Source organism: Telmatobacter sp. DSM 110680, assembly GCF_039994875.1.
Classification (GTDB): domain Bacteria; phylum Acidobacteriota; class Terriglobia; order Terriglobales; family Acidobacteriaceae; genus Telmatobacter.
In genome coordinates, this window is sequence record NZ_CP121196.1 from 3,847,058 (window position 1) to 3,873,109 (window position 26,052).

At 56.0% G+C, this 26,052-nt stretch carries 21 protein-coding genes; 5 read left to right on the forward strand and 16 right to left on the reverse strand.

Going from position 1 to position 26,052, the window contains the following annotated elements; translation table 11 throughout:
• Window positions 1-50 precede the first annotated feature (50 nt).
• The 7 genes from P8935_RS15795 to P8935_RS15825 form a co-directional block, all read right to left on the reverse strand.
• A complete protein-coding gene (locus P8935_RS15795; protein ID WP_348261259.1) occupies window positions 51-1,589 on the reverse strand; it encodes an amino acid permease in 1,539 nt (512 codons plus the stop codon).
• A 37-nt stretch (window positions 1,590-1,626) separates the two neighbouring features.
• Window positions 1,627-3,135 carry an amino acid permease gene (locus P8935_RS15800; protein ID WP_348261260.1) on the reverse strand — a complete coding sequence of 503 codons (1,509 nt, stop codon included), beginning with the start codon at window positions 3,133-3,135 and terminating at the stop codon, window positions 1,627-1,629.
• A gap of 139 nt (window positions 3,136-3,274) precedes the next feature.
• Complete coding sequence (locus tag P8935_RS15805; protein ID WP_348261261.1) at window positions 3,275-3,916, reverse strand: thiamine phosphate synthase; 642 nt, start codon at window positions 3,914-3,916, stop codon at window positions 3,275-3,277.
• A 114-nt stretch (window positions 3,917-4,030) separates the two neighbouring features.
• Window positions 4,031-4,528, reverse strand: coding sequence for a DinB family protein (locus P8935_RS15810; protein WP_348261262.1), 498 nt, complete (start codon window positions 4,526-4,528; stop codon window positions 4,031-4,033).
• A 115-nt stretch (window positions 4,529-4,643) separates the two neighbouring features.
• The gene (locus P8935_RS15815) at window positions 4,644-6,050 is read right to left on the reverse strand and encodes an MBL fold metallo-hydrolase (protein WP_348261263.1); all 1,407 of its coding nucleotides are present in this window, start codon (window positions 6,048-6,050) and stop codon (window positions 4,644-4,646) included.
• 48 nt (window positions 6,051-6,098) lie between these two features.
• On the reverse strand, window positions 6,099-8,504 hold the full coding sequence (locus tag P8935_RS15820) for a c-type cytochrome (RefSeq protein ID WP_348261264.1): 2,406 nt from the start codon (window positions 8,502-8,504) through the stop codon (window positions 6,099-6,101).
• An 85-nt stretch (window positions 8,505-8,589) separates the two neighbouring features.
• On the reverse strand, window positions 8,590-8,832 hold the full coding sequence (locus tag P8935_RS15825) for a hypothetical protein (RefSeq protein ID WP_348261265.1): 243 nt from the start codon (window positions 8,830-8,832) through the stop codon (window positions 8,590-8,592).
• 959 nt (window positions 8,833-9,791) lie between these two features.
• Between P8935_RS15825 and P8935_RS15830 the strand changes: the two genes are divergently transcribed.
• Window positions 9,792-10,775, forward strand: a complete 984-nt coding sequence (locus tag P8935_RS15830) for a hypothetical protein (protein ID WP_348261266.1) — start codon at window positions 9,792-9,794, stop codon at window positions 10,773-10,775.
• 117 nt (window positions 10,776-10,892) lie between these two features.
• Here the strand turns inward: P8935_RS15830 and accC are convergent, their stop codons facing one another.
• From accC to P8935_RS15860, 6 genes are all read right to left on the reverse strand, one after another.
• On the reverse strand, window positions 10,893-12,245 hold the full coding sequence (gene accC, locus P8935_RS15835) for an acetyl-CoA carboxylase biotin carboxylase subunit (RefSeq protein WP_348261267.1): 1,353 nt from the start codon (window positions 12,243-12,245) through the stop codon (window positions 10,893-10,895).
• Window positions 12,246-12,373: 128 nt separating this feature from the next.
• Window positions 12,374-12,856, reverse strand: coding sequence for an acetyl-CoA carboxylase biotin carboxyl carrier protein (accB, locus tag P8935_RS15840; RefSeq protein ID WP_348261268.1), 483 nt, complete (start codon window positions 12,854-12,856; stop codon window positions 12,374-12,376).
• A 38-nt stretch (window positions 12,857-12,894) separates the two neighbouring features.
• Window positions 12,895-13,986, reverse strand: coding sequence for an aminopeptidase P family protein (locus P8935_RS15845; RefSeq protein ID WP_348261269.1), 1,092 nt, complete (start codon window positions 13,984-13,986; stop codon window positions 12,895-12,897).
• A 66-nt stretch (window positions 13,987-14,052) separates the two neighbouring features.
• Window positions 14,053-14,313: a helix-turn-helix domain-containing protein gene (locus tag P8935_RS15850; RefSeq protein WP_348261270.1), complete on the reverse strand. Its 261-nt coding sequence runs from the start codon at window positions 14,311-14,313 to the stop codon at window positions 14,053-14,055.
• Window positions 14,314-14,580: 267 nt separating this feature from the next.
• Window positions 14,581-15,597, reverse strand: coding sequence for a tetratricopeptide repeat protein (locus P8935_RS15855; RefSeq protein WP_348261271.1), 1,017 nt, complete (start codon window positions 15,595-15,597; stop codon window positions 14,581-14,583).
• Between the two features lie 205 nt (window positions 15,598-15,802).
• Window positions 15,803-17,236 carry a M48 family metallopeptidase gene (locus tag P8935_RS15860; RefSeq protein ID WP_348261272.1) on the reverse strand — a complete coding sequence of 478 codons (1,434 nt, stop codon included), beginning with the start codon at window positions 17,234-17,236 and terminating at the stop codon, window positions 15,803-15,805.
• 294 nt (window positions 17,237-17,530) lie between these two features.
• Between P8935_RS15860 and P8935_RS15865 the strand changes: the two genes are divergently transcribed.
• On the forward strand, window positions 17,531-19,618 hold the full coding sequence (locus tag P8935_RS15865) for a PP2C family protein-serine/threonine phosphatase (protein ID WP_348261273.1): 2,088 nt from the start codon (window positions 17,531-17,533) through the stop codon (window positions 19,616-19,618).
• A gap of 67 nt (window positions 19,619-19,685) precedes the next feature.
• Entirely contained in the window at window positions 19,686-21,851 is a 2,166-nt protein-coding gene (glgX, locus tag P8935_RS15870) for a glycogen debranching protein GlgX (protein WP_348261274.1), read from the forward strand.
• Here the strand turns inward: glgX and P8935_RS15875 are convergent.
• The 3 genes from P8935_RS15875 to P8935_RS15885 form a co-directional block, all read right to left on the reverse strand.
• Window positions 21,848-22,048 (reverse strand): hypothetical protein, encoded by a 201-nt coding sequence (locus P8935_RS15875; protein WP_348261275.1) that lies wholly within the window; start codon window positions 22,046-22,048, stop codon window positions 21,848-21,850. The two genes, glgX and P8935_RS15875, sit on opposite strands and share 4 nt — an antisense overlap.
• 266 nt (window positions 22,049-22,314) lie before the next feature.
• On the reverse strand, window positions 22,315-23,658 hold the full coding sequence (locus tag P8935_RS15880; protein WP_348261276.1) for an inositol-3-phosphate synthase: 1,344 nt from the start codon (window positions 23,656-23,658) through the stop codon (window positions 22,315-22,317).
• A 109-nt stretch (window positions 23,659-23,767) separates the two neighbouring features.
• Window positions 23,768-24,406: a DedA family protein gene (locus P8935_RS15885; RefSeq protein ID WP_348261277.1), complete on the reverse strand. Its 639-nt coding sequence runs from the start codon at window positions 24,404-24,406 to the stop codon at window positions 23,768-23,770.
• Between the two features lie 89 nt (window positions 24,407-24,495).
• Between P8935_RS15885 and hemQ the strand changes: the two genes are divergently transcribed.
• Window positions 24,496-25,323: a hydrogen peroxide-dependent heme synthase gene (gene hemQ / locus P8935_RS15890; RefSeq protein ID WP_348261278.1), complete on the forward strand. Its 828-nt coding sequence runs from the start codon at window positions 24,496-24,498 to the stop codon at window positions 25,321-25,323.
• Window positions 25,324-25,329: 6 nt separating this feature from the next.
• Window positions 25,330-26,046 carry an endonuclease III gene (gene nth / locus P8935_RS15895; protein WP_348261279.1) on the forward strand — a complete coding sequence of 239 codons (717 nt, stop codon included), beginning with the start codon at window positions 25,330-25,332 and terminating at the stop codon, window positions 26,044-26,046.
• Window positions 26,047-26,052: the final 6 nt, after the last annotated feature.

A 26,052-nucleotide genomic window follows, 5' to 3' on the forward strand; every position in this document is an offset into this window, starting at 1 on the left:
CGGCCTCCCGCATTGGAGGCCGTTTTTATTTCAGTGATGATGAGTTTAGCTTAATCGCCTTGCGCAACTTGCGCTTCAGTCATCTGTTGCACCTTGCTATGCTTCTGGGAATAGCCGAAGTAGATGATCAAGCCGAACAAGAGCCAGCCGATCATAACTTCCCAAGTAATCGCTGCAAGCTGCGACATGAGATAGACGGCGGAGAGGATGCCCAGCGCCGGGATGACCGGAACGAAGGGCGTTTTAAAGGGCCGGTTGAGGTTTGGGTGTCGCACGCGTAGTACCCATACGCCCGCGCAGACAATGGTGAATGCGAGCAGTGTGCCGATGTTTACCAGGTCAGCCAGTCTGTCGATCGGCAGGAAGGCCGGCATGATGGCCGCGAACGCACCGAAGACAATCGTCGTGATCCACGGCGTGCGGAACTTGGGATGGATGGCTGAGGCCCATTTCGGCAGCAGCTGGTCCTTCGACATCGAATAGAACACGCGTGTCTGTCCAAGCAACATCACGAGCATCACAGTGGCAAGTCCAAACACTGCGCCAATCTTCACCAGCATCGAGCCCCAACTGACGCCCGTTGCATCAATGCCAAGAGCTACAGGAGCACCGACATCCAGCGTCTTGTAGCTTACGAGACCTGTAAGAACCATCGAAACGAGGATGTAGAGCACGGTGCAAACGCCGAGTGAACCGAGAATGCCGATGGGCATGTCGCGCTGCGGCTTCTTGGCTTCTTGTGCCGCTGTCGATACGGCGTCAAATCCGATGTACGCAAAGAAAATGCGCGATGCACCTTTGGGAATGCCGCCCCATCCAAAGTTGCCATTTGCATCTTTGGGTGGGATGAAAGGGTGCCAGTTCATCTTGGCCACATCGGGATGCTTGAACAGGAAGTATCCGCCAATGGCGAGGAACACGCCGACTATTCCCAGCTTGATAATTACAATCGCCGAATTAAAGTTGGCTGATTCCTTGATGCCGATCACAAGAATCGCAGTGATCAGCATGACAACGCCCATTGCGATCAGGTTGATGAATCCCGTTGCGTGTTGCAGCCCAACATCAGTTACTCCCGGTGGTAACGACATAACCGGCAACCATTGATGCTGATAAAACACCAGCGGAGTTCCCGTCGACGCGGTCAATTGCGGGGGAATATAAATTCCCCACTGCTGCAGAAGGCTGTTGAAGTAGCCCGACCAACCCGACGCTACAGTGGCCGCACCGAAGGCGTATTCGAGCACCAGGTCCCAACCAATAATCCACGCCACCAATTCACCGAGCGTTGCATAGCCGTAGGTGTAAGCGGATCCTGCGATTGGAATGATCGAAGCGAACTCGGCGTAACACAGGCCGGCGAAGGCGCAAGTAAATCCGGCGAGAACGAAACTCAGCGCGACAGCCGGTCCAGCATAACGTGCTGCTGCTTGCCCGGTGAGCACAAAGATGCCGGCGCCGATTACAGCACCGATGCCGAGTGTGATAAGGTTCACGGCTCCCAGCGAGCGTTTCAGCGTATGTTCGCCCTGCTCCGCGGCCTCTTGCGTAAGCATTGACATTGGTTTGGTTCGTAGCAGATTGGACATGAGTGAGGGACATCCTCCAAAAAGACTTTAGAGCTCGTTATTCCTGTGTTCGTAGTGCAGGCCGCCGCGACCAGAAGAGATAGACCGGTATTCCCAGCAGGACGAGAACCAGGCCCGGCCAAGTGTATTGGGGCTTGTATCGCAATAATACGATACAAATCCATGAAGCCATGACGATGTACAGCGCCGGCAGCACGGGATAACCGAGCGCCTTGTAGGGACGGCTTGCACCTGGTTGTTTGACGCGCAAGACGAACAATCCGAGGATCGTCAGGATGTAAAAGACGAGCACTGCGAAGATGATGTAGTCGAGCAGTTGACTGTATGAGCCGGATACGCAAAGGAGCGCCGTCCAGCATGCCTGCACAAAAAGTCCTGCCGAAGGCGTCTTGTATTTCTCGCTCAATTTGCCGACTGACTTGAAGAAGAGCCCATCCTGGCTCATGGCGTAGTAGACGCGCGCGCCCGCCAGGGAGAGACCATTAGCGCATCCAAAGGTTGAAACCAGGATCGCGGCAGCCATCAGGTATGCGCCGCCGGAGTGGAATACCACTTCGAGTGCAGCCGTTCCCACGCGATCCTCAGAGGCAAATTGCAGCCCGCGCGCCAGCGCAGTCGCTCCGTGCGGATCACCATGCATCGGAAGCACCATCAGGTACCCGAGAGTGGCTAAGAAGTACATTGTGACCACGAAGCCGGTTCCCATGATGAGCGAGAGCGGAATGTTGCGGCGTGGGTTCTTCACCTCTCCCGCCGTGAACGTGATGTTGTTCCAAGCATCGGAGGAAAAGAGCGAGCCCACCTGGACAACGGCAAGGACGACAAGGAGATTTACGAAGACGATTGGACCGCCGATTCCCACCTGCACTGGATGCAACGAACTCCATCCCGAATTCTTCCAGAACTCCGTCCAGCTATTCCCGAAGTTTGCCGCCATCGCGGTTGCGTTCCGTCCCACCGTGAGCGTGAGCAGGACGAGCGCAGCGAGGGAGAGTGCCTTAGCAGAGGTAAACACGTTCTGGATCATGGAGCCGAGTTTCACACCGAACATGTTCACGAATGCGAGGAAGAACACGATCACGATGCCGGTAAGGTTGGCGGTGTTCACGCCAATATCCATGTTGCCTAAAACCATGGGCCCCACCGTGACCGGTGGAACATGGGCGATATGCCACAGCCAGTGCGTTGTTGAGATAGCCGGAAAAAATACGCCAAGAAACTTTCCGAATGCGACACAGACCGCCGCAATCGTTCCGGTCTGGATTACCAGGAATAGCGTCCAGCCGTATAGAAATCCCCACAGCGGTCCCAGGGATTCGCGCAAGTAGACGTACTGGCCGCCAGCCTTGGGCATCATGGCAGCGAGTTCGCCATAGCTGAGCGCGCCGATCACGGTCAGAAGCCCGGTGACTACCCACGCTCCGAGAACTAGAGCCGGCGAGTTCGCCGTGCGAGCGATGTCCGCGTCGACGAGGAAAATGCCGGAGCCAATCATCGATCCGGCAACCAGCGCGGTGGAGCTGAATAACCCAAGGGTCTGCACCATCCTGGGCTCTTCGTGGGCAGCACTACTTGAAGTTTTGGTAGCGGTGAGTTCGGGAGTCGGCACTGGGCTTGTTTTATCTGAATTTAAAAGAATTGTCTCGTCTAATTTTGACGGACGTACTTGAACAAAGGTCTCTCCGTTAGCCGATTTGCAAGATCCAACGTCTGAAGGTGGCAGCGGGATCAGGCGTTCGGAAGATTCCCTCGGCGACAGCGACCATCGTTGCTCCCGCATCCAGAACCGCCTGCGCCGTTTCAAGAGTGATTCCCGCTGCGGCACTTAGAACGGCTCGCGGACCCGCCTGTTCTCGAAGTCGCCGGACTCCATCAAACCCAATGGGGCGGTTGACGGTGTGCTTAGTGCGTGTTTCGAAGATCGGACCGATGGCGAGATAGTCCACCGGAGCATCGATGATTTCCGGAAGAAGGAAGTCGCCACCGGCAAAGGTGCCAATGATCCGGTCGGGACCGATGAGGCGTCTGGCCTGCATGGGACTGAGATCACCGGCGTCGACATGAACACCATCAAACTTAGCCGCATCAACGAGATCAGCCCTGTCGTCAAGAATCAACTTTACCTTCTGGATGGGCATCGTCTTACGCAGGATTGCAGAGTCGGCCAGTATCTCCGTGTCGCTTCCAGTCTTGTTGCGATATTCCATCAAGGTCACGCCGGCATCCGAAAGCGATTCACCGAGTTTGCGCAGGAAATCCGCTCTGTCCACTCCAGGAATGATCGATGAATCGAGAATTGGGTAGACCTTGGGAAATAGAAATTGCATGGGTCTAGCATAGTGCGTCGCCGATGCTTGATCATAGGCACAAAGGAAAAGCCGAGGCGAGCCTGTCCAGCCTCAGCTTATCCTGTGTCGATTTTCTTTCTGATAGTGGTCCTTTTACATCTCGTCCGCTGAAGGGCCATACATGCCGGGGACTTTCTGGTCGAGCAGCCGCAGGTAAACGCTTAGTTGTGCTCGGTGATGAACGAGGTGATTGATAACCCACGTGCGCCATACGTTGTACTTGGTGTCGTCGATCCAGGTTTGATCTCCGGCTACGAACTTCCAATTTGAATCCCATTTCTCCGGCGTCATCGCAGCCAAAGCATGTTTCGCTTCTCCGACCTGCTTATCAAATCTCGCGAGAAGATCTTTTTTGTTGGCTGGGTCTTTAGGACTCATATCCGGAGTCCAATCCAGCCGGTCGCGGGTGAGGGTGTGAGTTGCCCAGTCGGCAGCCGTATCGCTGGTGTGGGCGGCAAGGCGGCCGAGCGCCATTGACTTAACGTGAGGCTTCCACGCAAAGTCGGCGTCAACAGGGATAGCTTCGAGGATTTTTCGCGTGCTGGCTGTTTCGCGGTCGTATTCGCCGATAAGTTCTTTTTGAAAGTCCATAGTGCAACCTCCATGTTGCGAAAGCCAGCATAGTCGATTTATCTGTGGATAGGCGAAGAAAAAGCGATAATTCGTTGAGGCGGATCAAGGAGGTTTGAGAGTTGGCCTTTCGGTCCTATTGCGCCGCCTCCGTCATGATCGGCAAGCCCGCCGCCTCCCAAGCTGCCAGTCCGCCAGCAATCTCGATCAGATTCGTGATGCCGTGCTGATGGAGGATGCTGACCGCAACAGATGATCGGTAGCCACCTGCGCAGTGAACCGCAATACGACGATTACGCGGAAGTTCATCGATGCGTTCTTGCAGGTGGTTAAGTGGCACATTGACACTGCCGGCGATGTGCTTCTCTGCCCACTCCTTGGGCGCTCGAACATCCAGCAGCATCGGAGGCTCGGCGGATTCAAGTTCTTCGGCTGCAATGAGGACACCGGACCGCTCGGTGGGCCACACCAGGTCCGGACGGTCGGCAAGAGCTGCCATGCCATTTGGCAGATAGCCCAGCACGTGGTCGAAGCCTATGCGGCCGAGACGCAACGCAGCCTCTTGCTCGCGACCTGGCTCCGCCACAATTACGATGGGCTTGGCGCGGTCGAGAATGGTGCCGGCCCAAGTCGCATATTGGCCGCCGAGACCGATGTTGATGCTGCCCGCCAGGTGGCCTTTCGCGTATTCGGCGGCATCGCGAACGTCGAGAATCTGTGCGCCCTTGTCACCCAGCTCCAAAACCTTGTCGAGTTCTACCGGCTTCAGCACGTGCTCCAGATTCGTGTCGAGCACCGCGCGTTCACGCGTGTTGAGAATGGCGTCGTAGGTGAAGTAGGGCGGAGCGTCAGGTTGGTCGGCTGTGACGAGCCGAACGAACTCCTCCTTCGACATCGGCTTCAGCGCATAGTTGAAACGGCGCTGGTCGCCAAGTGAAGACACCGTGTCGGAGGAGAGATTTTTGCCGCAGAGAGATCCTGCACCATGTGCGGGATAAACAAGGACCTCGTCAGGAAGCGGCAGAAGTTTGGTATGCAACGAGTCGTAGAGATGACCTCCTAATTCGTTCGCGGTCCAACCGAGCGAGGCGCGCAGATCGGGGCGCCCCACGTCGCCGATAAAAAGTGTGTCGCCAGTGAGCACTGCATAAGGCTTCGTCTTGTCTTTCGCAAGATCGAATACCAGGATCGAGATCGACTCAATGGTGTGCCCCGGTGTGTGCAGAACTTGAACACGCATGCCCGGAAATTCCAGCGTGTCGCCATCGTTCATCGGGACGAAGGCATATTCAGCCTGCGCGCGCGAGCCGAGATGAATGGTTGCGCCGCAGCAATCGCGAAGTTCGAGATGCCCGGCCAAAAAGTCGGCGTGAAAGTGAGTGAGAAAGACGTGACGGATGTGGAAGCCGAACTTTTCCGCATCGGCGAGGTATTGATGGATATCGCGTTGCGGATCGACGACGATCGCAGTCGCACTCTCTTCATCGCCGAGCAGGTAGGATGCGTGCGCAAGACAACCGAGGTAGTACTGTTTCAGGAACATGGGAATTCTGCGAGTCTAGCATTGAAATATTGCCGCGGTCAGCACCAATTACTGCTTCGCTGTTGTGATGGGCAAAGCGTAAGCTACGTAGGCGCCGCCCTGCGGATCGTTCGGAGTTCGTGCGTTGCTGGCGGCGATTACGACGTATTGGCGGCCATCGATCATGTATGTGGATGGCGTGGCCACGCCGGAAAAGGGCAGTTCAGTCTGCCAAAGAAGCTTCCCGTTGCTGGAATCGAAGACGCGTAACTTGTGGTCGTAAACGGTGGCGCCGATAAAGAGGATGCCGCTAGCGGTGATCACGGGGCCGCCATAGTTTTCGGTGCCTGTGTTCTTCATTCCCTGCTTTGCCAGCGCAGGATATTCGCCGAGGGGAACCTTCCAGAGATACTTTCCCGTCTTGAGGTCGATTGCATTCAGCGTGCCCCACGGCGGGGCGACTGCGGGATAGCCATCGGGGTCGAGGAACTTGCGATAGCCGGTAAAGATGTATTTATTCGACCACTCTTCTGGGTTTGACTCCTGCGCCTTCACGCTGGGTGCAACCTGGAGGAACCGAAGGAGCGCTTCCAGGTCCGGGCCTTTCACATCCATCGCAGGCATATGGTTCTTTCCCTTCTGAATGATGTCTGTCGTCTGCGAAGCATTCATGCGCGCGCCAATGCCGACGAGGGGTGGTGAGGGAGTAATCCCCTCCAGGTGATCACCATGGCATGCAGCGCATTGTTCGCTGTAGACCTTCGCTCCGGCCAGATCAGCTGAGGGTTGCGGCGGTTTTTCTGCTGCGGGTGTTCCCTGCAATTCCTTAGGCGGAGCTGTTGCGCCTGGTGTCTTTAAATACGTGACCAGTGCATCAAGACGCTGGCCTTCAATATTCGGAAACGAAGGCATACGGCCCTTGCCCTGATGAATGGCGGCGATGACTTTGTCGGCTGGCATGCGCTTGTCGATGTCGACAAGCGAAGGAAAAGCCGGCGGTGAGCCTGCACGATCGACGCCGTGGCACATGGCGCACTGGCTCTGATAGACCAACTCACCCGGACTGCCGGCCTTGCTGGGAACCAAGCCGCCTGTCCAGGCCATTTCAGTTTCGTTGATGTAGATGACGGCGTTCACGGGATCGATGGCGGGACCGCCCCATTCGGCGCCACCGTCGAAACCCGGGAAGACGATGGTTTGCTGACCCACGGCCATGGGATAAAACTGGCCGCCGTTGCGAAAGGTACGGAATGTTTTGAGCGCCCATTCGTGTGCTTCCGGGGTGCGTGTCGTGAGCGAGTCTTCGTTCAACTGCTGGCGCGCGTATGGTTCAGGCGCATCGGGTTTTGGTTGCGTGGGCGAAGTGACTTCGCCGGGAATCGTGCTAGCTGGATACGGATGTTCGTGTATCGGGAAGAGCGGCTCACCGGTGATGCGATTGAAGAGATAAAGGTATCCCTGCTTGGTGGTCTGCGCGATGGCGTCGATGTGCTTGCCGTTTTTCTCCAGGCTGAAGAGTGCAGGAGGCGAAGGAAAATCCCGATCCCAGATGTCGTGGTGCACTCCTTGAAAATGCCACAGACGCTTGCCGGTGTTGGCGTCGAGTGCGAGCAGGCAGTTGGCATAGAGATCGTTGCCGACTCGATCGCCCCCATAGAAATCCATGACTGCGGAACCAGTGGGCGCATAGAGAATGCCGTGCTCGGCATCGAGAACCATGCCGGTCCAATTATTGGCCGCTCCGGCTGTTTTGTAGGCGTCTTTTGGCCACGTTTCATAGCCGGGCTCGCCGGGTAGCGGAATCGTATGGAAGACCCAGCGAAGCGAACCGGTGCGCAGATCGAACGCCTGAATGTAGCCGGGCGGGGCAGGGTGGGCTTCAGGCTCGCGGCCGCCGACGATGATCATGTCTTTGTAGATAACGCCGGGCGTTGTAAGCGCGATTGAGAGGGCGCTGAAGTCGGTCTTTACGCCTCCGATGGCCAGGCCTTTGCGGAGATCGATGTGGCCATTTTCGCCGAAGCTCGTGATGAGTTTGCCTGTTTCAGCATCGAGGCAATAGAGAAAATTCATAACTCCGGCGTAGATGCGGCCGCGCTGGCCATCGGTCCAGTACGTGACACCCCGCGCAGGCTGACCTGCGACGATGCCGGAATCGAACTTCCATTTCAGTTTTCCCGTCGCGGCATCGAGGGCAATGACTTCTGTCTTCGGCGTGTAAGCGTAGAGGGTGTTTCCGACGATCAGAGGGTTGGTCTGTATCGCGCCCTTCTCCCCGGTGTCGAAAATCCACGCCTGCTCAAGCAGGTGCACATTGTCGCGATTGATTTGTGTGAGCCTTGAGTAGTGATCGCCGTCTAAGCCACCGTTGTAGACAGGCCAGTCCACGCGCGCCTGCGCGGAGCAAAGTAGTGCGAACGAAAGCGCCAGTAAGCAAACAGGGCGGGTAAAGAGTCGTAGACAGTTAAATGACATTCAGGGTTCGCCGGCGATTGACTCAGCTGGACAAGAATACACGCACGGGCCCGCGCGCTTTCTTGCCCCTCTGTCGCCGACTCACCTAGAAGGCTCCCATGACCCAATTCCCTGCAACCTTCTTGACCTTCATTGTTCGGCCCTCAAAGCTCACGTTATAGGGGCCGTCGGGCAGTTCGGATGGAGCCCGCTCAATGGCTGCACTTACGTATTCCCAGATGTCGAGGTTGGGAAGCGAGACCTTGATTGCCCTGACGATGCATGAAGCTTCGTGGGTAGCGCCTCTCAGCGTTCCCGACAGCATTACAGTTTCACGTGACGAAATCATTCCTAACCTCTGCGTCTGACACACATCCGAGGACACTCCGCGCTCCTCTCTCTGATCGACAGGCTCCCTACTGGGCTTGTCGAAACGAACTGGATCTCACTGTGGCAACCTGTTGGGATCGTGAATTGCTGGAGAACCAGCGTCAGCGGCATAATCCAGAGCAGGTCGCCGCTGATGCCTGACGATCTTTTCGGCAACAGCCAGAGTAATGAGTTGGTTGACTGAGATCCCCTCTGTCTCGGCTAGAGCTCTGAGTTCCCGCCGCATTGTCGCCGGCAACCGGAGGGGGAAAGAATTGGCTTTACCTATTTTCAAAGGCATTGCGATTCGATCTCCTTACTTTTCTACGAGCGCCATGTCTTTGAACCCTCAAGATCAAAGTTGAGGAGACGGAGTCCAACTGTTTGCGAGAGCATGACGCTGATTTGGGTGATGACCTTTGCTAGAGTTCCAATGCTCGCAAAGAAACTCCGCAATGGGCAGGTGGTTTTACTGTAATTTCGCGGTTAAGCCGACATAATATGTTGATTCTGCAGGGTGATGCAGCATCGCGCTTTCATGCGAGAATCTTTGTTAATGTACCTGTTCTGCTGATTGATTACACAGATATGTGGGGATAGAATCTTGCTATTCCAAGAACGAGCGCGATGACCATACGCGAGGACCAACTGACAAGTTCTCTTGATGAGGATCCGAGGTGGCAACTCGTTCAACGAATCGTGGCCAGTCCAGGTTTCTTGAACTCAGCACGTCTCTCAACATTTCTGCTGCACGTCAGCAAGCAAACTCTCATCGGCGAGAGCGGGAGTTTGAATGAGCGAACTATTGGAGAGGCTGTCTTTGAACGGGCACCCGGTTATGATCCCCGGGATGACAATATCGTTCGCTCCCATGCGAGCCGGCTTCGACTCCGTCTTCAGGATTACTTTCGCGAGGAGGGGGCATCGGAAACGCTCCGGGTGGACATTCCCCGAGGAAGCTACGTACCAGTCTTCGAGCCGGCGGATTCCGCTGTGCCGGTTGACGCGCATCAGGATGCAGCCAGCGCGCTTCCCCAAGGACCTTCCGGATCTACAACACCTTCGCGACCAAGATCAGTAGTCAGACTCATTCTGGCCTGCTTTGTACTTCTCAGCGGGGCAGTCGCAGCAACAACTCTCTACCTTCGACATCGATCGTTGCTTCCGGAGACACCGTCTCACAAGCTTTGGTCTCAAATATTTCGCAACGACCAGCAAACGATCATCGTTCCCGCTGACAGTAGTCTCGTGATCGCGAGGCTGATGGTGGGTCATCCAATCCGTTTGGAGGAATACGCTGGCGGCCTCTACAGACGAGCTACCGATTGCGATAAGCCCTGTGACCTCGGCATGGTGAAAACGGTTGAGGGGCTTCGGTACACGTCGATGAGCGATCTGGAGTTTGCGGTAAAAGTCACGCATGTGCCTGAAGCGATTCCTCTCCGGACGGAAATCCGCTTCGCGCGAGATCTTGAACTCAAGGACCTGAAGGAGTCGAATCTAATCATGGCCGGATCGCAAGAAGCTGATCCCTGGATGGCAGCAATCAGCGGCCAGATGAATTTTGTTGTTCATGACGATCCTTCCGCTGTTTTGCGCGTCGAGAACAAGCAACCAAAGCCGGGCGAAAAGAGTGAATACGTCTACGATCCCCATGACCCACAACATAGGGGTTTGGCTACGATTTCATTTCTTCCCAATCTCAGCGGCAGCGGAAATTTGCTTGTGGTCCAAGGCTTCTCTTTAGCAGGCACACAGGCGGCAGCCGAATTTGTAACGAACCGGCGCGATATCGACGATCTCTTTCAGACATTCGCAGGCAACAAAACCAAGCTTCCACACTTTGAGATTCTGCTCAGTACGATGGAAGTTAATGGCATGGCATCTCACCCCGTCATATTGGCGTGGCATGTGCTGGGGTAATGCAAACTGCGTTCGATGCCGCTTTGAGCTAGATTGCCGTTTAAAGACAAGGCTATCGGCTCCGCTCAGGGCAGGCTATGGGAACGCGGCACAGGCGTGCTCGATGGAAGTTGAAAGCTAGTTCTGGCGCTTGGCGAGAAAGCGTTCCATGAACTTGGTGTCGAATTCGCCGGCGCGGAAGCCTTCGTCGGCGAAGATTTCCTGGTGAAGCGCAATCGAGGTATCAATTCCCTGCACTACGAACTGCTTCAACGCGCGCTCCATCTTTGCAATGGCTTCTTCGCGATCGACGCCGTGCACAATGAGCTTGGCGATGAGCGAATCATAGTAAGGCGGTACTACGCCTTCAGAGTATTGCGCGGTATCAACGCGAATACCGTTGCCCCCGGGGACATTGAACGCAGTGATTTTGCCGGCGGATGGTGTGAATTTCACAGGATGCTCGGCGTTGATGCGGCACTCAATGGAATGGCCGCGTATCTCGATCTTTTCCGGAAGAATGTCCTTGAGCCGCTCGCCAGCTGCAATGCGCAACTGCGCCTTGACGAGGTCGATGCCGGTGATTGCTTCGGTGACGGGATGTTCCACCTGAATGCGGGTATTCATCTCAATGAAGTAGAGCTTGCGGTCTTCGTCCATCAAAAATTCTACTGTGCCCGCGTTCTGATAACCGATGTCACTCAAGCAGCGGCAGAGTGTCTTGCCGATTTCCTCACGCATCTTGGGAGTGACCTGGAGAGAAGGCGCCTCTTCGATGAGCTTCTGGTGACGGCGCTGAATGGAGCACTCGCGCTCAAACAGCGTTGTGACGTGGCCGTGTTCGTCGGCCAGCACCTGGAACTCAATGTGGCGCGGCTGCTCGATGAACTTTTCCATGTAGAGTTCGCCGTTGCCGAATGCATTTGCCGCTTCAGTCGAAGCCGCATGGAACAAGTTTGGCAACTCTTCGGAGGTGCGCACGATGCGCATGCCCCGACCGCCGCCGCCAGCTTTGGCTTTGAGGATGACGGGATAGCCGATTTGTGCCGCAACGTCCTGTGCTACTTCGGTAGTGGCAATTACGCCATCAGAGCCGGGAAGGATGGGGACTTTGGCTTCCTTCATGGCCTGGCGGGCTTTTTCCTTTTCACCCATCAGGCGCGTGACTTCAGGCGGGGGGCCAATGAACTTGATGTTAGATGCGCGGCACACTTCAGCAAAGTTTGCGTTCTCGCTCAGCAGACCGTAACCGGGATGAATGGCGTCGACGTTGGCGATTTCTGCCGCAGAAATAACTGCGGGAACATTGAGGTAGCTGTCGGCGGGGCGAGGAGGACCGATGCAGATGGCCTCATCGGCGAAGCGCACGTGAAGTGAATTGCGATCGGCCTCACTGTAGACGGCGACGGTACGAATTCCGAGTTCACGGCACGCGTTCAATACGCGCAAGGCAATCTCACCGCGATTAGCAACCAAGACCTTACGAAACATTGACGACCTTAAATTCACCTGCAGAGCAGGCGGAGTTAATTTTTAACTCCGCGGTTGTTTTGATCAGTTCAAATGATCGACGATTGGCGAGGAAGCGTGTTTAACATCTGGCTGAAACTGATCTCACCTTATGGGCGTATCGAGAAGAGCGGCTGACCGAATTCGATCGGCTGACCGTTCGAGATGTAGCACTTTACAACTTCACCGGCAGCGTCGGACTCAATTTCGTTCATCAGCTTCATGGCTTCGACGATGCAGATCACCTGGCCTTTTTCTACGCGATCTCCGGGAGAGACAAAGGGAGCAGCGCCTGGCGAGGGCGAGCCGTAGAAAGTTCCGACGATGGGCGATTTCACAATGTGCAAGCCGGCGTCGGGATCGGCCGGTGGTGCTGGCGGAGCTACCTCCGCTGCGGGAGTCGCTGCTGGGACGGCTGCAGCTACGGGAACTGCGGCGAGTCTCGCGAGATCCGCTATTCCCGGCGCAGGAGAGGCTTGCGTAAACTTCAGCCGGATCTTTATATCGCCGCGATCAAGATCAAACTCGGCGACTTGATATTGCTTCAGGAACTCGATCAGTTCCCGCAGATCCTTCATGTCCTGTGGTTTCATTCGTTCCTTTTACCTTTGTGCGTTGGCGCGTTAATGAGTCAAAGTTCGATCAGTGCCTTGGGTGCCGGCGTCATGATCTGACCGCCGGTTTTAGTCACCGCTACCATGTCTTCGATGCGTATGCCGAACTTGCCCGGCCAATAAACTCCGGGTTCAATGGTAACAACCATGCCCGGCTGCAGCCTTGTTTTCTGTTCCGCGCCGACCCGCGGCGATTCGTGAATCTCAATTCCGACCCCGTGGCCTGTGGAATGTGTGAAGGCGTCAGCCATTCCCGCTTTGCGCAGAATACTGCGTGCTGCCTCGTCCACTTCCCCACAACTTACGCCCGGCGCGACCGCTGCGACTGCATTTCCCTGCGCCAAGAGGACTGCTTCGTATGCGTTTCGTTCTTCCGCTCGCGGCGTGCCCAGGCAGACGGTTCGCGTCATGTCTGAGCAGTAGCCCTCCCGGATTATACCGAAGTCGAGCGTTACGAAACCCTTGCGCGGGAGGAGGGTCAGGGAGGCTTTTCCATGCGGCAGAGCCGAGCGTTCACCGGACGCGACGATGGTTTCAAAGCTCATGCCCTCAGCACCCTTGAGGCGAGCCTGGTGCTCGAGTTCAGCGGCGATCTCGACCTCCGGTATACCCGGACGGATGTGGTGGAGGATGTGCTCGAAGAGTTCGCAGCCAATGAGAGCAGCTTCTGCCATCAACTTCAGTTCGTCTTCATCCTTGATCAGACGAAGCGGTTCGATGAGCGGGGCGGCGAGTTCGGTGAGGAAGCTGCGCCGAAGCTTGGAGGGCAGTTCTTTACGCAGGCGGGAGAGCTCGGCGACGGTGGTATGCGTTGGATCAAAGCCGGCGGATTCCATCTGCGGCTGCGCTGCCAGCCACTGCACTGCGGCGACGGCTGGAGGGCCCGTGACGATGTCCACATGCGCGTCCGCTACTTCAGCGGCGGCTTGCGTCTTGTAGCGGCCATCCGTAAACAGCCGCGCGGAACGGCGCGTGATTGCAAGAGCGGCGCTCGATCCGGTGAAGCCAGAAAGATATCGGACGTCTGGAAGGTGAGTAACAAGGAGGCCGGAGAGACCGGTTTTGGTCAAACGGCGGCGGAGAAGCCCGATTCTGCGTGCGTGATCCATCGGGAAAGATATATCAGAGAGCAGCTTCTAACACCTAGTATGCCGCTGCTCGCCAACATCTCTCCATCACATCGCCGGCTTGACGGGCTTCTTCATCTCGGGATTGAACTCAGCAGCCTGTATTTCGGATTGGCGGTCCATCCATTCGTCGAGACGGGAGCGTTTGAAGCGCCAGCGGTTGCCCAGTTTGAATGCGGGCACGAAGCCTTCGGAGGCGTATTTGTAGAGTGTGTCGGGCGAGATACCCAGGTAATCCGACGCCTGGCGGATATCCATTACTTCGCGGATTTCAGGGACAAGAAGATTAGAACGAGCGGCAGAACGCATTGCAGACACCCCAGGCAGAATTCCGGGTACGAACCGGTGATCCTGTTTATATCGCGGTTTTGCCCGGCAGTTCAAGGCCTTTTCGGGAATTCTCCCCCTATTGCCGAGAACTGGGGGACCTAATCCCCTGCCCCGAAAGGCCATAAGGACCTAAACCCGCTGCCGGTAGGGCTTGTCTTGAGCCGATCCCCCACCCCTTGGAGTATTGAACCAAAAGGTGCTCAAGACGATAAATCGAACTCGCCTTGCAAAAACCGGTCTTAAGCCTCAGGGAAAGCTCTTTGGGGGGTCGGCCTTAGACGCGCTACTACGCAAGTCAGCATAGAGCTGATTGATGTTCCGTATCACGGCTCTTTCATCGCTTTCGTCTCCGGCGTCGCGAAATGCTTCCTCGGCCTGCTGGTAATACTCCAAGGCGCGCTTGTCATCGCCCAGACGCGAAAAGGCCGAGGCGAGATTGTTGAGGGCCGTCGCCTCTCCTTTTCTGTCTCCCATTTCTCTCAAGATGGGGATAGCCTGCTGAAATTGCTCAATCGCTTTGCGAGGATTTTTCAGTTCGTTATAGGTTCCGCCAATATTGTTGAGTGTCTGGGCTTGGCCCGCAAGGTTCATAGAGCTTCGATACATCTCGAATGCTTTCTGAAACGTGTCGAGCGCTCTCTTCTTGTCATGGGAGGCATAGTAAACAAGGCCGATATTGTTCAGCACCGCAGCCTGTCCGTCGTGATTACCGGCCAGCACATAAAGCGGGAATGCTTGCTGATCGAAATGGAGAGCCTCTTCCTGATCGTTGAGTGCGCGGAAGACCTCACCGATATCGCCGAGAGTCGCCGCCTCGTGATCATGGTTTCCGACTTCGCGCCAGATTGGAAGGGCAAGTTTGAAGGCGTCGAGCGCATCTTCCGGGCGGCCTAGTGCGAAGTTGGCGGCACCGATGTCGGAGAGCGCGGTTGCTTCCGCGGTGCGCTGCTTGAGCTTGCGCACAATTGGAAGGACTTGCTGAAAATACTTCAGCGCTTGAGATGCGTTCTTGTGTGTGAAATATAAGGCTCCAATTCGATCAAGAGCGAGCGCTTGAGATCGCAGGTCATTTGCAGCCACCGCAATCTTGACGTTCTCTTCAAGCCCGGCAAGCCTGACTTTCAGTTCTGGTGTCGCTCCGGCCCATGCGAGGTCGGTGACAGCAGGTCGCGGAAGGTCCTGTGCATGAGTCGAGAAGAGGAGCGAGAGAAGGGCGGCAACCATGGATACTGCCGACCGAGAGGCTTGGACGGAGAAGAGCATAACCGGCCTCCAGCACTCGAATTGTCATCCGCATCGATATGCGGACAGGAAAATAGGTGAGAGTTGTTGAACTGTACCCCGGAATTCGTGTGACCGCAATCGAATTCGTGGCGGGAACCGTGGGATCCGATCTTTTTTTCAAAGCAAAACAAGAACGCCGCCGAAGATTCGGCGGCGTTCTCACCCAGGAGGATTACTGCTCTGATTAATTCTGATCTTCGCGACGGTGGAGGGTTGGGCGATCGTCACCGCTGTTGTCGCCGGATGCCTGTCCATTTTTGTCGTCGCCGGTGGTGCTCGCACGGCGCAGGGAGGGCTTGTTCTTGTCTTTGCTGTCAGTTAGGCGGCGTTTGTTTTCAATGCGTGCCAGCCTCGCCTTAACGTCGTCGAATTCGGAAGTCGTGACCGTGTACTCATCGCGTGCGGGAAGGATTTTTGCGATCTCCTCTTGCGAGTGGAGGATACGATCCGGAGTCTGAGGGTGGTCAGAGAATGCCTTCGCTACCAGGCCGGGCTTGCGTTTTTCCAGGGCCTGTACCTTCTCGAAGAAGGCAATGAAAGCCTGCGGATCGTAGCCTGCGCGGTACATGTACTGAATTCCCAGGAAGTCAGCCTGCGCTTCAAAGTCGCGGGAGAACTTGAGGAAGGTCATCGGCACTGCAAATTGTGTCGCCTCGTAGATCCCATAACCGGTCCAGCTATACCCGGTCATCATAATCAGCGGGATGGTACCTAGCTGGACATAATTCATACGCGTCTGTTCGCGCACCGCGTGGTGGGCGCAGACGTGGGCAGTCTCATGAGCCATGACGCCGGCCAACTCGGCTTCCTCATCTGCGTTGAGAATCAGGCCGGAGTTGACATAGAAGAACCCACCGGGCAAAGCCATGGCGTTGATTTCATCCGAATCGATGACCTTGATAGTGAAGGGCACCTTGCAGTCGGAGTTCTTGACGATGTTCTGGCCGATGCGGTTCACGTATTCGGTGATTACGGGATCGGTGATGAAGCGGGTACTCTTCTCGATCTCCATGGAGTAGCCCTTGCCCATTTTGATCTCGGTATCGGTGGAGTACCAGTTGCCCATACCGCGACCACCGATGTTGCGATTGCCTACGGCGCCAACATCATCGATGCTTCCGGGCTTGACGCTGACCTTCTCGCTGCCGACTTCCACTACTTTCTGCGGATCCACGCTGACGGCGGCTACGTCACCGGCAACGGGCTCTGTTCCGGCGGGGCAAGGATTGTCCTTGCCTTTGTCTTTCTTCTTGTCCTTTTTGTCTTTCTTGTCAGCCGTATCGGACGGAACGCAGTCTGCAATCTGGGCGCTCGCCTTGGCGGCCGCGGCGTCCGTCGCGCTTGAATCCTTTTTGCCATCCTGCGCGGCAGGCTGAGCGGGGGTGTCGCCGGATACAGGCGCGGTTCCGGCCGCCGGCTGGGTTGAAGGGGCGCTGGCAGGCGCAGTGGTCGCTGCGGGCGGGTTGGACTGCGGACTTGTTTGCGCCGGTGCCGCAGTCGGATCGGTCGGTGAGGATGGTGTTGCCTGAGGCGTAGACTGCGCACCCAGTGCCGCAGCCATTGCGAATGCCAATGTTGCCACCAGGCCTGCCTTTGAACCGTTGAATACTGCTGCCATGACCTTCACCTCTGAACTGACCTTTGACCCCGGGCCGACTGCTTGACTTTCCACTCGATGCAACTGCCTGCACGCGTGCCGCTTCGCTTCAGTTATTAGACGTTAGTATGCGCCGAGAGGGCAGCGTAAATTGCAACAATTTCGACGAGGTGAATACGGTCCGGGAATTCCTATTCAACCCTGGCGGTCGTCCTCCCCGCTTTTTGGACGAATCAACCTCGAAAACCTACTTTCCTTTGGCGAGCCGAGCCTACTGAATTAAATTGAAGAGCACGAAGAAATTGTGGAGGAAATGTGCGTCGGGCTCTGTTAGTGACGATCGCCTTGTTGATGGTGGCCTCAGTGCAAAGTCTTGCCCTGCAGGCGCATCCACGACCGCCATTCCATGGATTTGGAAGGCCACCGCAGGCTGCGCCACCACCTCAAGCAGGCCAGGAACCGGCAATTATCGACGCGAGCAGCCTGGGATCGCCCCTGATATTGAATAAAGGCTGGCGGGTGGGGATCAGTTCCGACGCCAAAGCGGCCAATCCGGAATTTGACGATTCCGGCTGGGCGATTCGGGACGGCAAAGGCACGATCGCCGATGTGGCGGAGCCGGGGGAGGACTCAGACCGCCCGGATCATGAAGACAAATACGCGTGGTTCAGGCTGCACCTGAAGCTGGCGCCGAATCATGGTCCTGTCGCGCTGCTGATCGAATTGCCGGTGTCCCAGAGCACCCCATTAAATAACAGCAGCAGCGGTCCAGGCGCCGATGTGTACGCTAATGGCAAGCTGATCCTTCCTGAAGGTCCGCACCCGGATGAGACGTTTAACTATCAGCAGATCTCGCGACTTTACAAACTTAATATTTCAACTTCCGAAACATCCCTCACACTGGCGATCCGCACCCTGTATGTCCCTTTCGGGCTTAAGGGATATACCAATTTCTTCTACAACCGGACCCTAAGACTGGGTAATCCTGAGGACCTGGACCGAGAACTGCAGTTGTGGTCGGTCAAGACGCTGTTTGAGCGGCTGCCCCGGCTGGTGATTGCGATCCTGCTACTTTTCCTCTCGGTTTTTCTGGTAACTCTTTATTTCACGCAGAGGGGTCACCCGGAGTATCTGTGGCTGGCCCTGCATGAGCTGGTGCAGGTTCCGATCGGCATAATCGATCAGGCCGGGAGTTCCGCGCGCCTCGATAACCTCTTGTACGGCGCGCTTTATCTCCAACTCGTTTTCGTCTCCGCCTATCTCTACTTCGAGTTTCTGGTATCGTTTCTGGGCCTTAAGCGGCGGTGGTACATCAAGGGGCTGCGCTATACGGCGCCGATTCTCCTCTTGATTGCGCCGGCGATTCTGATGGTTGGACACAATAAGGCAATCGGCATCATGCTGGCGATTGTGCTGGTCTGCGCCATTTTCTGGGTAATTGCCTGGGCGATTTTTGTTTTCCTGACCTTGATCATCGCCACAATCAAACGGAATTTCGAAGCGGGGCTGTTGCTGATTCCGCTGGTGCTGACACTCGTGGGCATTATCGAGCCGTTCCTGACCGGCGGCATGGGAGACTTTGGCGGGGTAACCTACAAATCGCCGCTTACTATTCAGGCGGGACCGATCCCGATTCACTTTGCCGCAATCGCGGACTTTACCGGTCTGCTGGCGATTATCGTCATCATCTTTGTGCGGTTCCTGCGCATTCACCACGAGCAGGAGCGTGCCAGCGGCGAACTGGCGGCGGCGCGCAGCGTGCAGGAGTTGATGATTCCCCGCGAGAAAGTGGAAACGCCGGGCTATGAAGTGGATTCGGTCTACAACCCCGCCAACGAAGTGGGTGGTGACTTCTTCCACGTAGAGCCTACTGCGGATGGCGGACTGCTGATCATCCTGGGCGACGTGGCTGGCAAAGGTCTGCAGGCGGCGATGAACGTCTCGATGTTGATGGGCGCGCTGCGACGCACTTCAGAAAGAAGTCCGGCAAGAATTCTCGAGTCTCTGAACAGGGTGTTGATCGGAAGCGACAGCTTCACTACATGCCAGGTGGCGTGGTTCGGATCGGATGGCGAGGTCGTCGTGGCAAATGCCGGACACTTGCCTCCTTATCTGAACACGCAGGAAGTTCGCCTGCCGGGTGGATTGCCTTTGGGTGTGGTTGCCGATGTGACCTATGACGAGGTCCGGCTTTATCTGCATCCGGGTGACCGGCTGCTGATGATGTCGGACGGTGTTGTTGAGGCGCGACAGAGTTCTGGCGAGTTGTTTGGATTCGATCGCGTTCACAATCTCAGCAACCAGTCAGCGTTTTATATTGCCGACGCGGCGAAGGCGTTTGGACAGGAAGACGACATTACGGTTCTGACGATTCGGCGACTGGCCAAAGCGATGGCTGCGTAGCAAATCACCAAGATTCCGGCCTCGCGAGGAACAACCGGTCTCTATCTCTTGCGCATCGTAGAAGTTAATGAACAGAACGTTGCTTCCCGGAAAGCCCTATCCTTTAGGATCAACCGCACACAAAAAAGGCACAAACTTCGCACTCTTCTCAGAGAACGCCACGCGCGTTGACGTGTGCTTCTACGAAGCGGATGGCAAAGAAGTGGATTGCGTCACGCTGGTTGAGAGAACTGCGTTTGTGTGGCATGGATTTATCAACGGCATCAAGCCGGGCCAGCTTTATAACTACCGTGTCCATGGACCGTGGGATCCCGAGCACGGAATGTATTTCAATCCGGCAAAGACGCTAGTTGACCCTTACGCCAAAGCGATTTCGGGCGACGTGGATTGGAAGGCGCCGATCTTTGCCTATGATCTTGCGTCTGCCGATCCTCTCAAGATCGACGAGCAGGACAGTGCGCATGGGGTTCCAAAGTCCGTCGTCATCCATGATCCCTTTGACTGGTCGGATGACTGCCGCCCGGAGACGCCGCTGCCGGACTCCGTGATTTACGAGACCCACGTGAAGGGTTTCAGCTATCGCAATCCTGATATTCCAGAAAATATTCGCGGCACCTATGCGGGACTGGCTCACCCCTCGAGCATCGCTTACTTCAAGAATCTGGGAATCACCGCTGTCGAATTGCTGCCGATCCATCACTTCATCGACGAAGGAAATCTTGTCGACAAAGGCCTGCGCGATTACTGGGGCTACAACACGCTGGGCTACTTTGCACCGATGGCTAGATATAGTTCTTCCGGGGACCAGGGCGGCCAGGTGCGCGAGTTCAAGGAGATGGTGAAGGCGCTTCACGCCGCGGGTATCGAAGTGATCCTCGATGTGGTCTACAACCACACCTGCGAGGGCAATCACATGGGTCCGATGCTGAGTTGGAAGGGCGTCGACAATGCGACGTACTACCGGCTTGTGCAGGATAATCCGCAGTTCTACATGGACTATACCGGCACCGGCAACTCGCTGAACGTGCGCAATCCGCAGGTGCTGAAGATGATCATGGACTCGCTGCGCTACTGGGTCACGCACATGCACGTCGACGGATTCCGCTTTGATCTTGCGGCGACGCTGGCACGCGAGTTGCACGATGTAAGCAAACTTTCGTCGTTCTTCGACACGATTCACCAAGATCCGACCCTCGCTGAAGTGAAGTTGATTGCTGAACCGTGGGATGTCGGTGAGGGTGGCTATCAGGTCGGCCAGTTCCCTGTTCTGTGGGCCGAGTGGAATGGGAAGTATCGCGACACGGTGCGGCGATTCTGGAAAGGTGATGCGGGACAGCTTTCTGATTTTGCATATCGACTTACCGGGTCAAGCGATCTGTATCAATTTGACGGTCGCAAGCCATATGCCAGCATCAATTTCATTACCGCGCATGACGGTTTCACGCTCTGCGATCTGGTGAGCTACAACGAGAAGCACAACGAAGCCAACGGTGAAGATAATCGCGACGGTTCGGACAACAACGATTCGTGGAATATGGGAGCAGAGGGTCCGACCGACGATCCGGAGATCAACAAGCTGCGCGAACGGCAAATGCGCAACTTCCTTGCTACGCTTCTGCTTTCACAAGGCGTACCCATGTTGACCGGCGGCGATGAGGTTGCACGGTCGCAGATGGGCAACAACAACTGCTACTGCCAGGACGACGAGTTGACGTGGTTTGATTGGAATCTCGACGACCGGCGCAAGCGGCTGCGCGAGTTTACCTGCAGGATCATCCAGCTTCGCCTTGCCCATCCTAATTTGCACCGGCGCAAGTTCTTTCAGGATCGCGAAGTTCGCAAGCGCTCTGACGGTTCCCTGGTGCGCGTGGAAAAGGACGCGGCGTGGTTCAGTCCCGATGGCAATGAAGTTTCTGACGAGGCATGGAACGCCGAATGGAGTCGTGCGATTGCCCTGCTGCTGAATGGACGCACGCTGCAGGTTTCAGACGAAGAGGGAAAGCCGATTATCGATGACAGCTTCTTGATGTTGGTGAATGCGGCTGACCAGGGCGTGGAATTTACGCTGCCGGAATCACCCAGCGGTAAAGGCTGGCGTCAAGTTGTAGATACGGAAAATATCGACGATCCGTTTAGCGACGCTTCAGTTGATGGGTCCGTGATTGTGGGCGGGCGGACGCTGAAGCTTCTAAGTGACGGCGCAACCCGTCAGATTGCTGCTTCAAAGAACTAGCGCATGACGCCGTTCGTTATCGTCGTCGCTAATGCGATGAAGACATGATTCACGCTGGTGGCGATCGCTGCTTCGCCGGCCACGCAGCCGAAGGCAATCAGGCCGACTGCCATCGCGTATTCCGTCATGCTCTGACCTTCGGTACGCTCAGCTAGAGACTGAAGAGTGAGATACATTTTCCGGATGAGGTCTTGCATTGTTTCTCCTCGTTTCTGCGAGGGTGACGGCCGAACACTGAACCCAGCCCCCCTACACCTTGACCCGATGCCTAGTACTAGACCGCATTCCGAGGATCAGGCACAGATGTCCGTGGTCCATGGACCTTAGTTCTCGGTACTAAGGTCCAATGTTTTTACCTACAAAGCAAAAGCCTCACCCTTGCGGATGAGGCTCTTGTGTCTTGGATATCTGGATCCTTCTCTCCTATGTTTCAGGCCCGAATCACGGGGGTACCCAGATCTGCTCAGTCGTAGTATTCGAGGCCGAGGTGGGTGATCAGGTCGGCGCCCATAATGTGACGAAGGGTGTTCTTGAGCTTCATCGACTGGATGAAAAGGTCGTGCTCAGGGTACAGGCCTTCGCGTGTCTGCGGAGACTTCAGGTAGAAACTCAGCCACTCCTGAATACCGATGGACTTGAGCGACGGCGTACGCTTGGCGAGGTCAAGGAACAGGACCAGGTCGAGTGCGATGGGGGCAGCGAGAATGGAGTCGCGGCAGAGGAAATCAACCTTTATCTGCATCGGATAGCCTAACCATCCGAAGATGTCGATGTTGTCCCAACCTTCCTTGTTGTCGCCGCGCGGCGGGTAATAGTTGATGCGGACTTTGTGGAAGATGTTCTTGTAGAGGTCGGGATAAAGTTCGGGCTGGAAGATGTATTCGAGTGAACCCAGCTTTGACTCTTCCTTGGTCTTGAAGGACTCCGGATCGTCGAGGACTTCGCCGTCTCGGTTCCCGAGGATATTGGTGGAGTACCAGCCTGAAACGCCAAGGAGCCGCGCTTTGAAGGCTGGCGCGAGCACCGTCTTCATGAAGGTCTGGCCGGTCTTAAAGTCCTTGCCGCAGATCGGAGCTGCGTTCTTTTTCGAAAGCTCGATCATGGCGGGCACGTCGACCGTCAGATTCGGCGCGCCGTTGGCAAACGGGACGCCTTCAGTGAGCGCGGCGTAAGCGTAGATCTGCGAAGGTGCGATGCCAGGGTCGTTGGCCTCTAGTCCCTTTTCAAATGCTTCGATGGACTGATGAACGGCGCTGGGCTCAAGAAAGATTTCAGTCGAGCCGCACCAGATCATTACGACACGATCGACGGTTTTTCTAAAGGCTTGAATGTCAGCGCGCACTTGTTCAGCGAGATCACGCTTGTTCTTGCCCGTCTTTACATGAGTGCCATGCAAGCGCTTAACGTAGAACTGGTCGAAGACGGCGGGCAGAGGCTTGATGGTTTCAAGGTAGGGCTTGAGCTGCTCCAGCGTTTCCTTGTCGAGCACCTTGGCATGCGCGGCGCTTTCGTAGACATTGTCTTCGAAGATGTCCCAACCGGTGAAGACAATATCGTTCAGGTCCGCGATCGGAACGAATTCCTTGACCAGCGGAGACTTGTTATCGGTGCGTTTCCCCAGGCGGACTGTGCCCATCTGTGTGAGCGAGCCAATCGGCTTTGCAAGGCCACGCCGCACCGCTTCAACGCCGGCGATCATCGTGGTCGCGACAGCGCCCAATCCCACAACCATGACTCCGAGCTTGCCCTTGGCTGGCTCGGGCTTTACGATAGCGGTCTTCTGGCCGCTTTGCTCTTCAGTGCTCATTTATTCTCCCAACCTTCCTTTGAGTGCTTTCCAATTCCAATCAGAAAAAGTTAATCTGCGCGGACGCAACAGTGTACTCCCGCGAGCCGCGAGCTTGCTCGAAACAGCATCAGGCTTCGCTCGTTCGACGAAAGCGGTTGATGTGCGTCCACACAAACCAGACGATCGCCGCCAGCAGGCCCAACTCAACGACGAGATGAAAACGATGAAACCATTCATGGAAGCGCGGATCAGTGTGCCACGCTTCGCCGAGCTTCATGCCGACGTAAGCCAGCGCGTAACACCATGGCCATGAACCTATAAACGTGTAGATATGAAACCGCAGTTGCGGCATACGCGCTACGCCAGCCGGGAATGCAATGAAGGTGCGCACCACGGGAAGCAGGCGGCCAAGCAAAACAGTGATGGTGCCATACTTCTCGAAGAACGTCGTCATTCGATCGAGGTCATGGTGGCTCATAAGCACCCAGCGACCATAGCGCTCCACCAGCGGACGACCGCCTGCGGCTCCAACCCAATAAGCGATGACGGAGCCCAGGTTGCAGCCGATGGCACCTGCTGTAGCGGCCCAGAACAGGCTGAACCGTCCGGTGTACACCAGGTATCCGGCGAAGGGCATGATGATTTCGCTGGGAAGCGGGATGCAGGCGGATTCGATGCCCATGAGGGCGGCAATGCCGGCGTATCCCAATGAGCCGATGACCTGGGTTACGAAGTGGATCAAATAGGGCAGAATTCTTTCGGTCATGGGCGTTATCAGTATATAGGTTCGAAGCGGCGCCTATCCCGGCCCTGCTAGCATTGAGTTGATTTCAACGCACGAACGAGGTGTTTCCGTTGGCTGAATTTCCTCCTGTTCCGCTCACGCTTGAAGGGTCCGCACTTTTACATCAGTTCTTTCGTTTTGATTGGAAGGCGTGGCGGTCCTGCGCGGAGGGCGAGCGCACGAAAATTACGGCGGAATTCACTGCGGCTCTCGAGAAGTTGGAGCAGGGGCCGGGAGCCGGAGCCCAGACGGGGCTTTTCTCGCAGCTTGGACATAAGGGCGATTTAATCCTCGTGCACTTCCGCGATTCGTTTGAAGCTCTGAACCAGGTAGAGCTGGACCTGGCAAAGACTTCTTTTTATGATTTTCTGACTCCGACGCACTCCTATGTTTCCGTCGTCGAGCTTGGGCTGTACGAGTCGAGCCGCAAGACGTACGAGGCGGCATCCGCGAAGGGTTTTGAGAACCACACGCCAGAGTGGAACGCGGAAGTTGAATCCTCGTTGAAGCGAGGAGCCGAGGCGATGAAAACGCGCCTCTTCCCTGCTATTCCGGATGCGAAGTATCTGTGCTTTTATCCTATGGACCGCAAGCGCGGCGAGCAGGTGAACTGGTATACCGTTCCGTTCGCGGATCGCCAGCGGATGATGCACGAGCATGGCATGATCGGACGGCGATACGGGGACGTGGTGAAGCAGATCATCTCGGGATCGATTGGAATGGATGACTGGGAGTGGGGCGTGGATCTGTTCGCCGACGACCCGGTGGTATTCAAGAAGCTGATCTACGAGATGCGTTTCGATGAAGTGAGCGCAGTATATGCGTTGTTTGGGCAGTTTTACTTGGCGCTGCGGCTGCCGGTGGAAAAACTTTCAGACTGGCTCAATGGAAAACTGTAGAAGATCATGTCTCCGACGAAATCTGATGCAAAGAAAAAGCCGATAAAGAAGGCAATCAAACGCGCGGCGGCTTCGCGCGATCTCGCGCCGGAGCGAATTGCCGCAATCCTGAAAGCTCTCGACGAAGCGTACCCGGATGCGGTTTGCGCATTGACGCACAGGACGCCGTGGGAACTGCTGGTGGCTACTATTCTTTCAGCGCAGTGCACCGATGTACGCGTGAATATGGTGACGCCGGAACTGTTCAAACGCTTCCCTACTCCGGCGGCGATGGCCAAGGCTGAGATTCCGGAGTTGATCGAGATTATTCGGACTACGGGGTTTTTCAATAACAAGGCGAAGTCGATCAAGGGTGCGGCAAAGGCCATCGTGGAGCGGTTTGGCGGGAAGGTTCCTGAGACACTTGCACAGTTAATCACGGTTCCGGGCGCGGCACGCAAGACTGCCAACGTGGTGCTGGGCGTGAGCTACGGCAAAGCCGAGGGCGTTGTGGTTGATACGCATGTCTTCAGGATTTCAAGGCGGCTTGATCTGACAAAAGCCGAGACAGCAGAAAAAGTCGAGCAGGATCTGATGAAGATTTTGCCGCAGGATCGCTGGATCAGCTTTTCGCACCAGGTGATTCATCACGGACGGCAGGTGTGCATCGCGCGCAATCCCAAGTGCGACAAATGCAATCTCGAGCAGCTTTGTCATTCCAAAGACAAAACATGGTCGAGCTGATAAGGC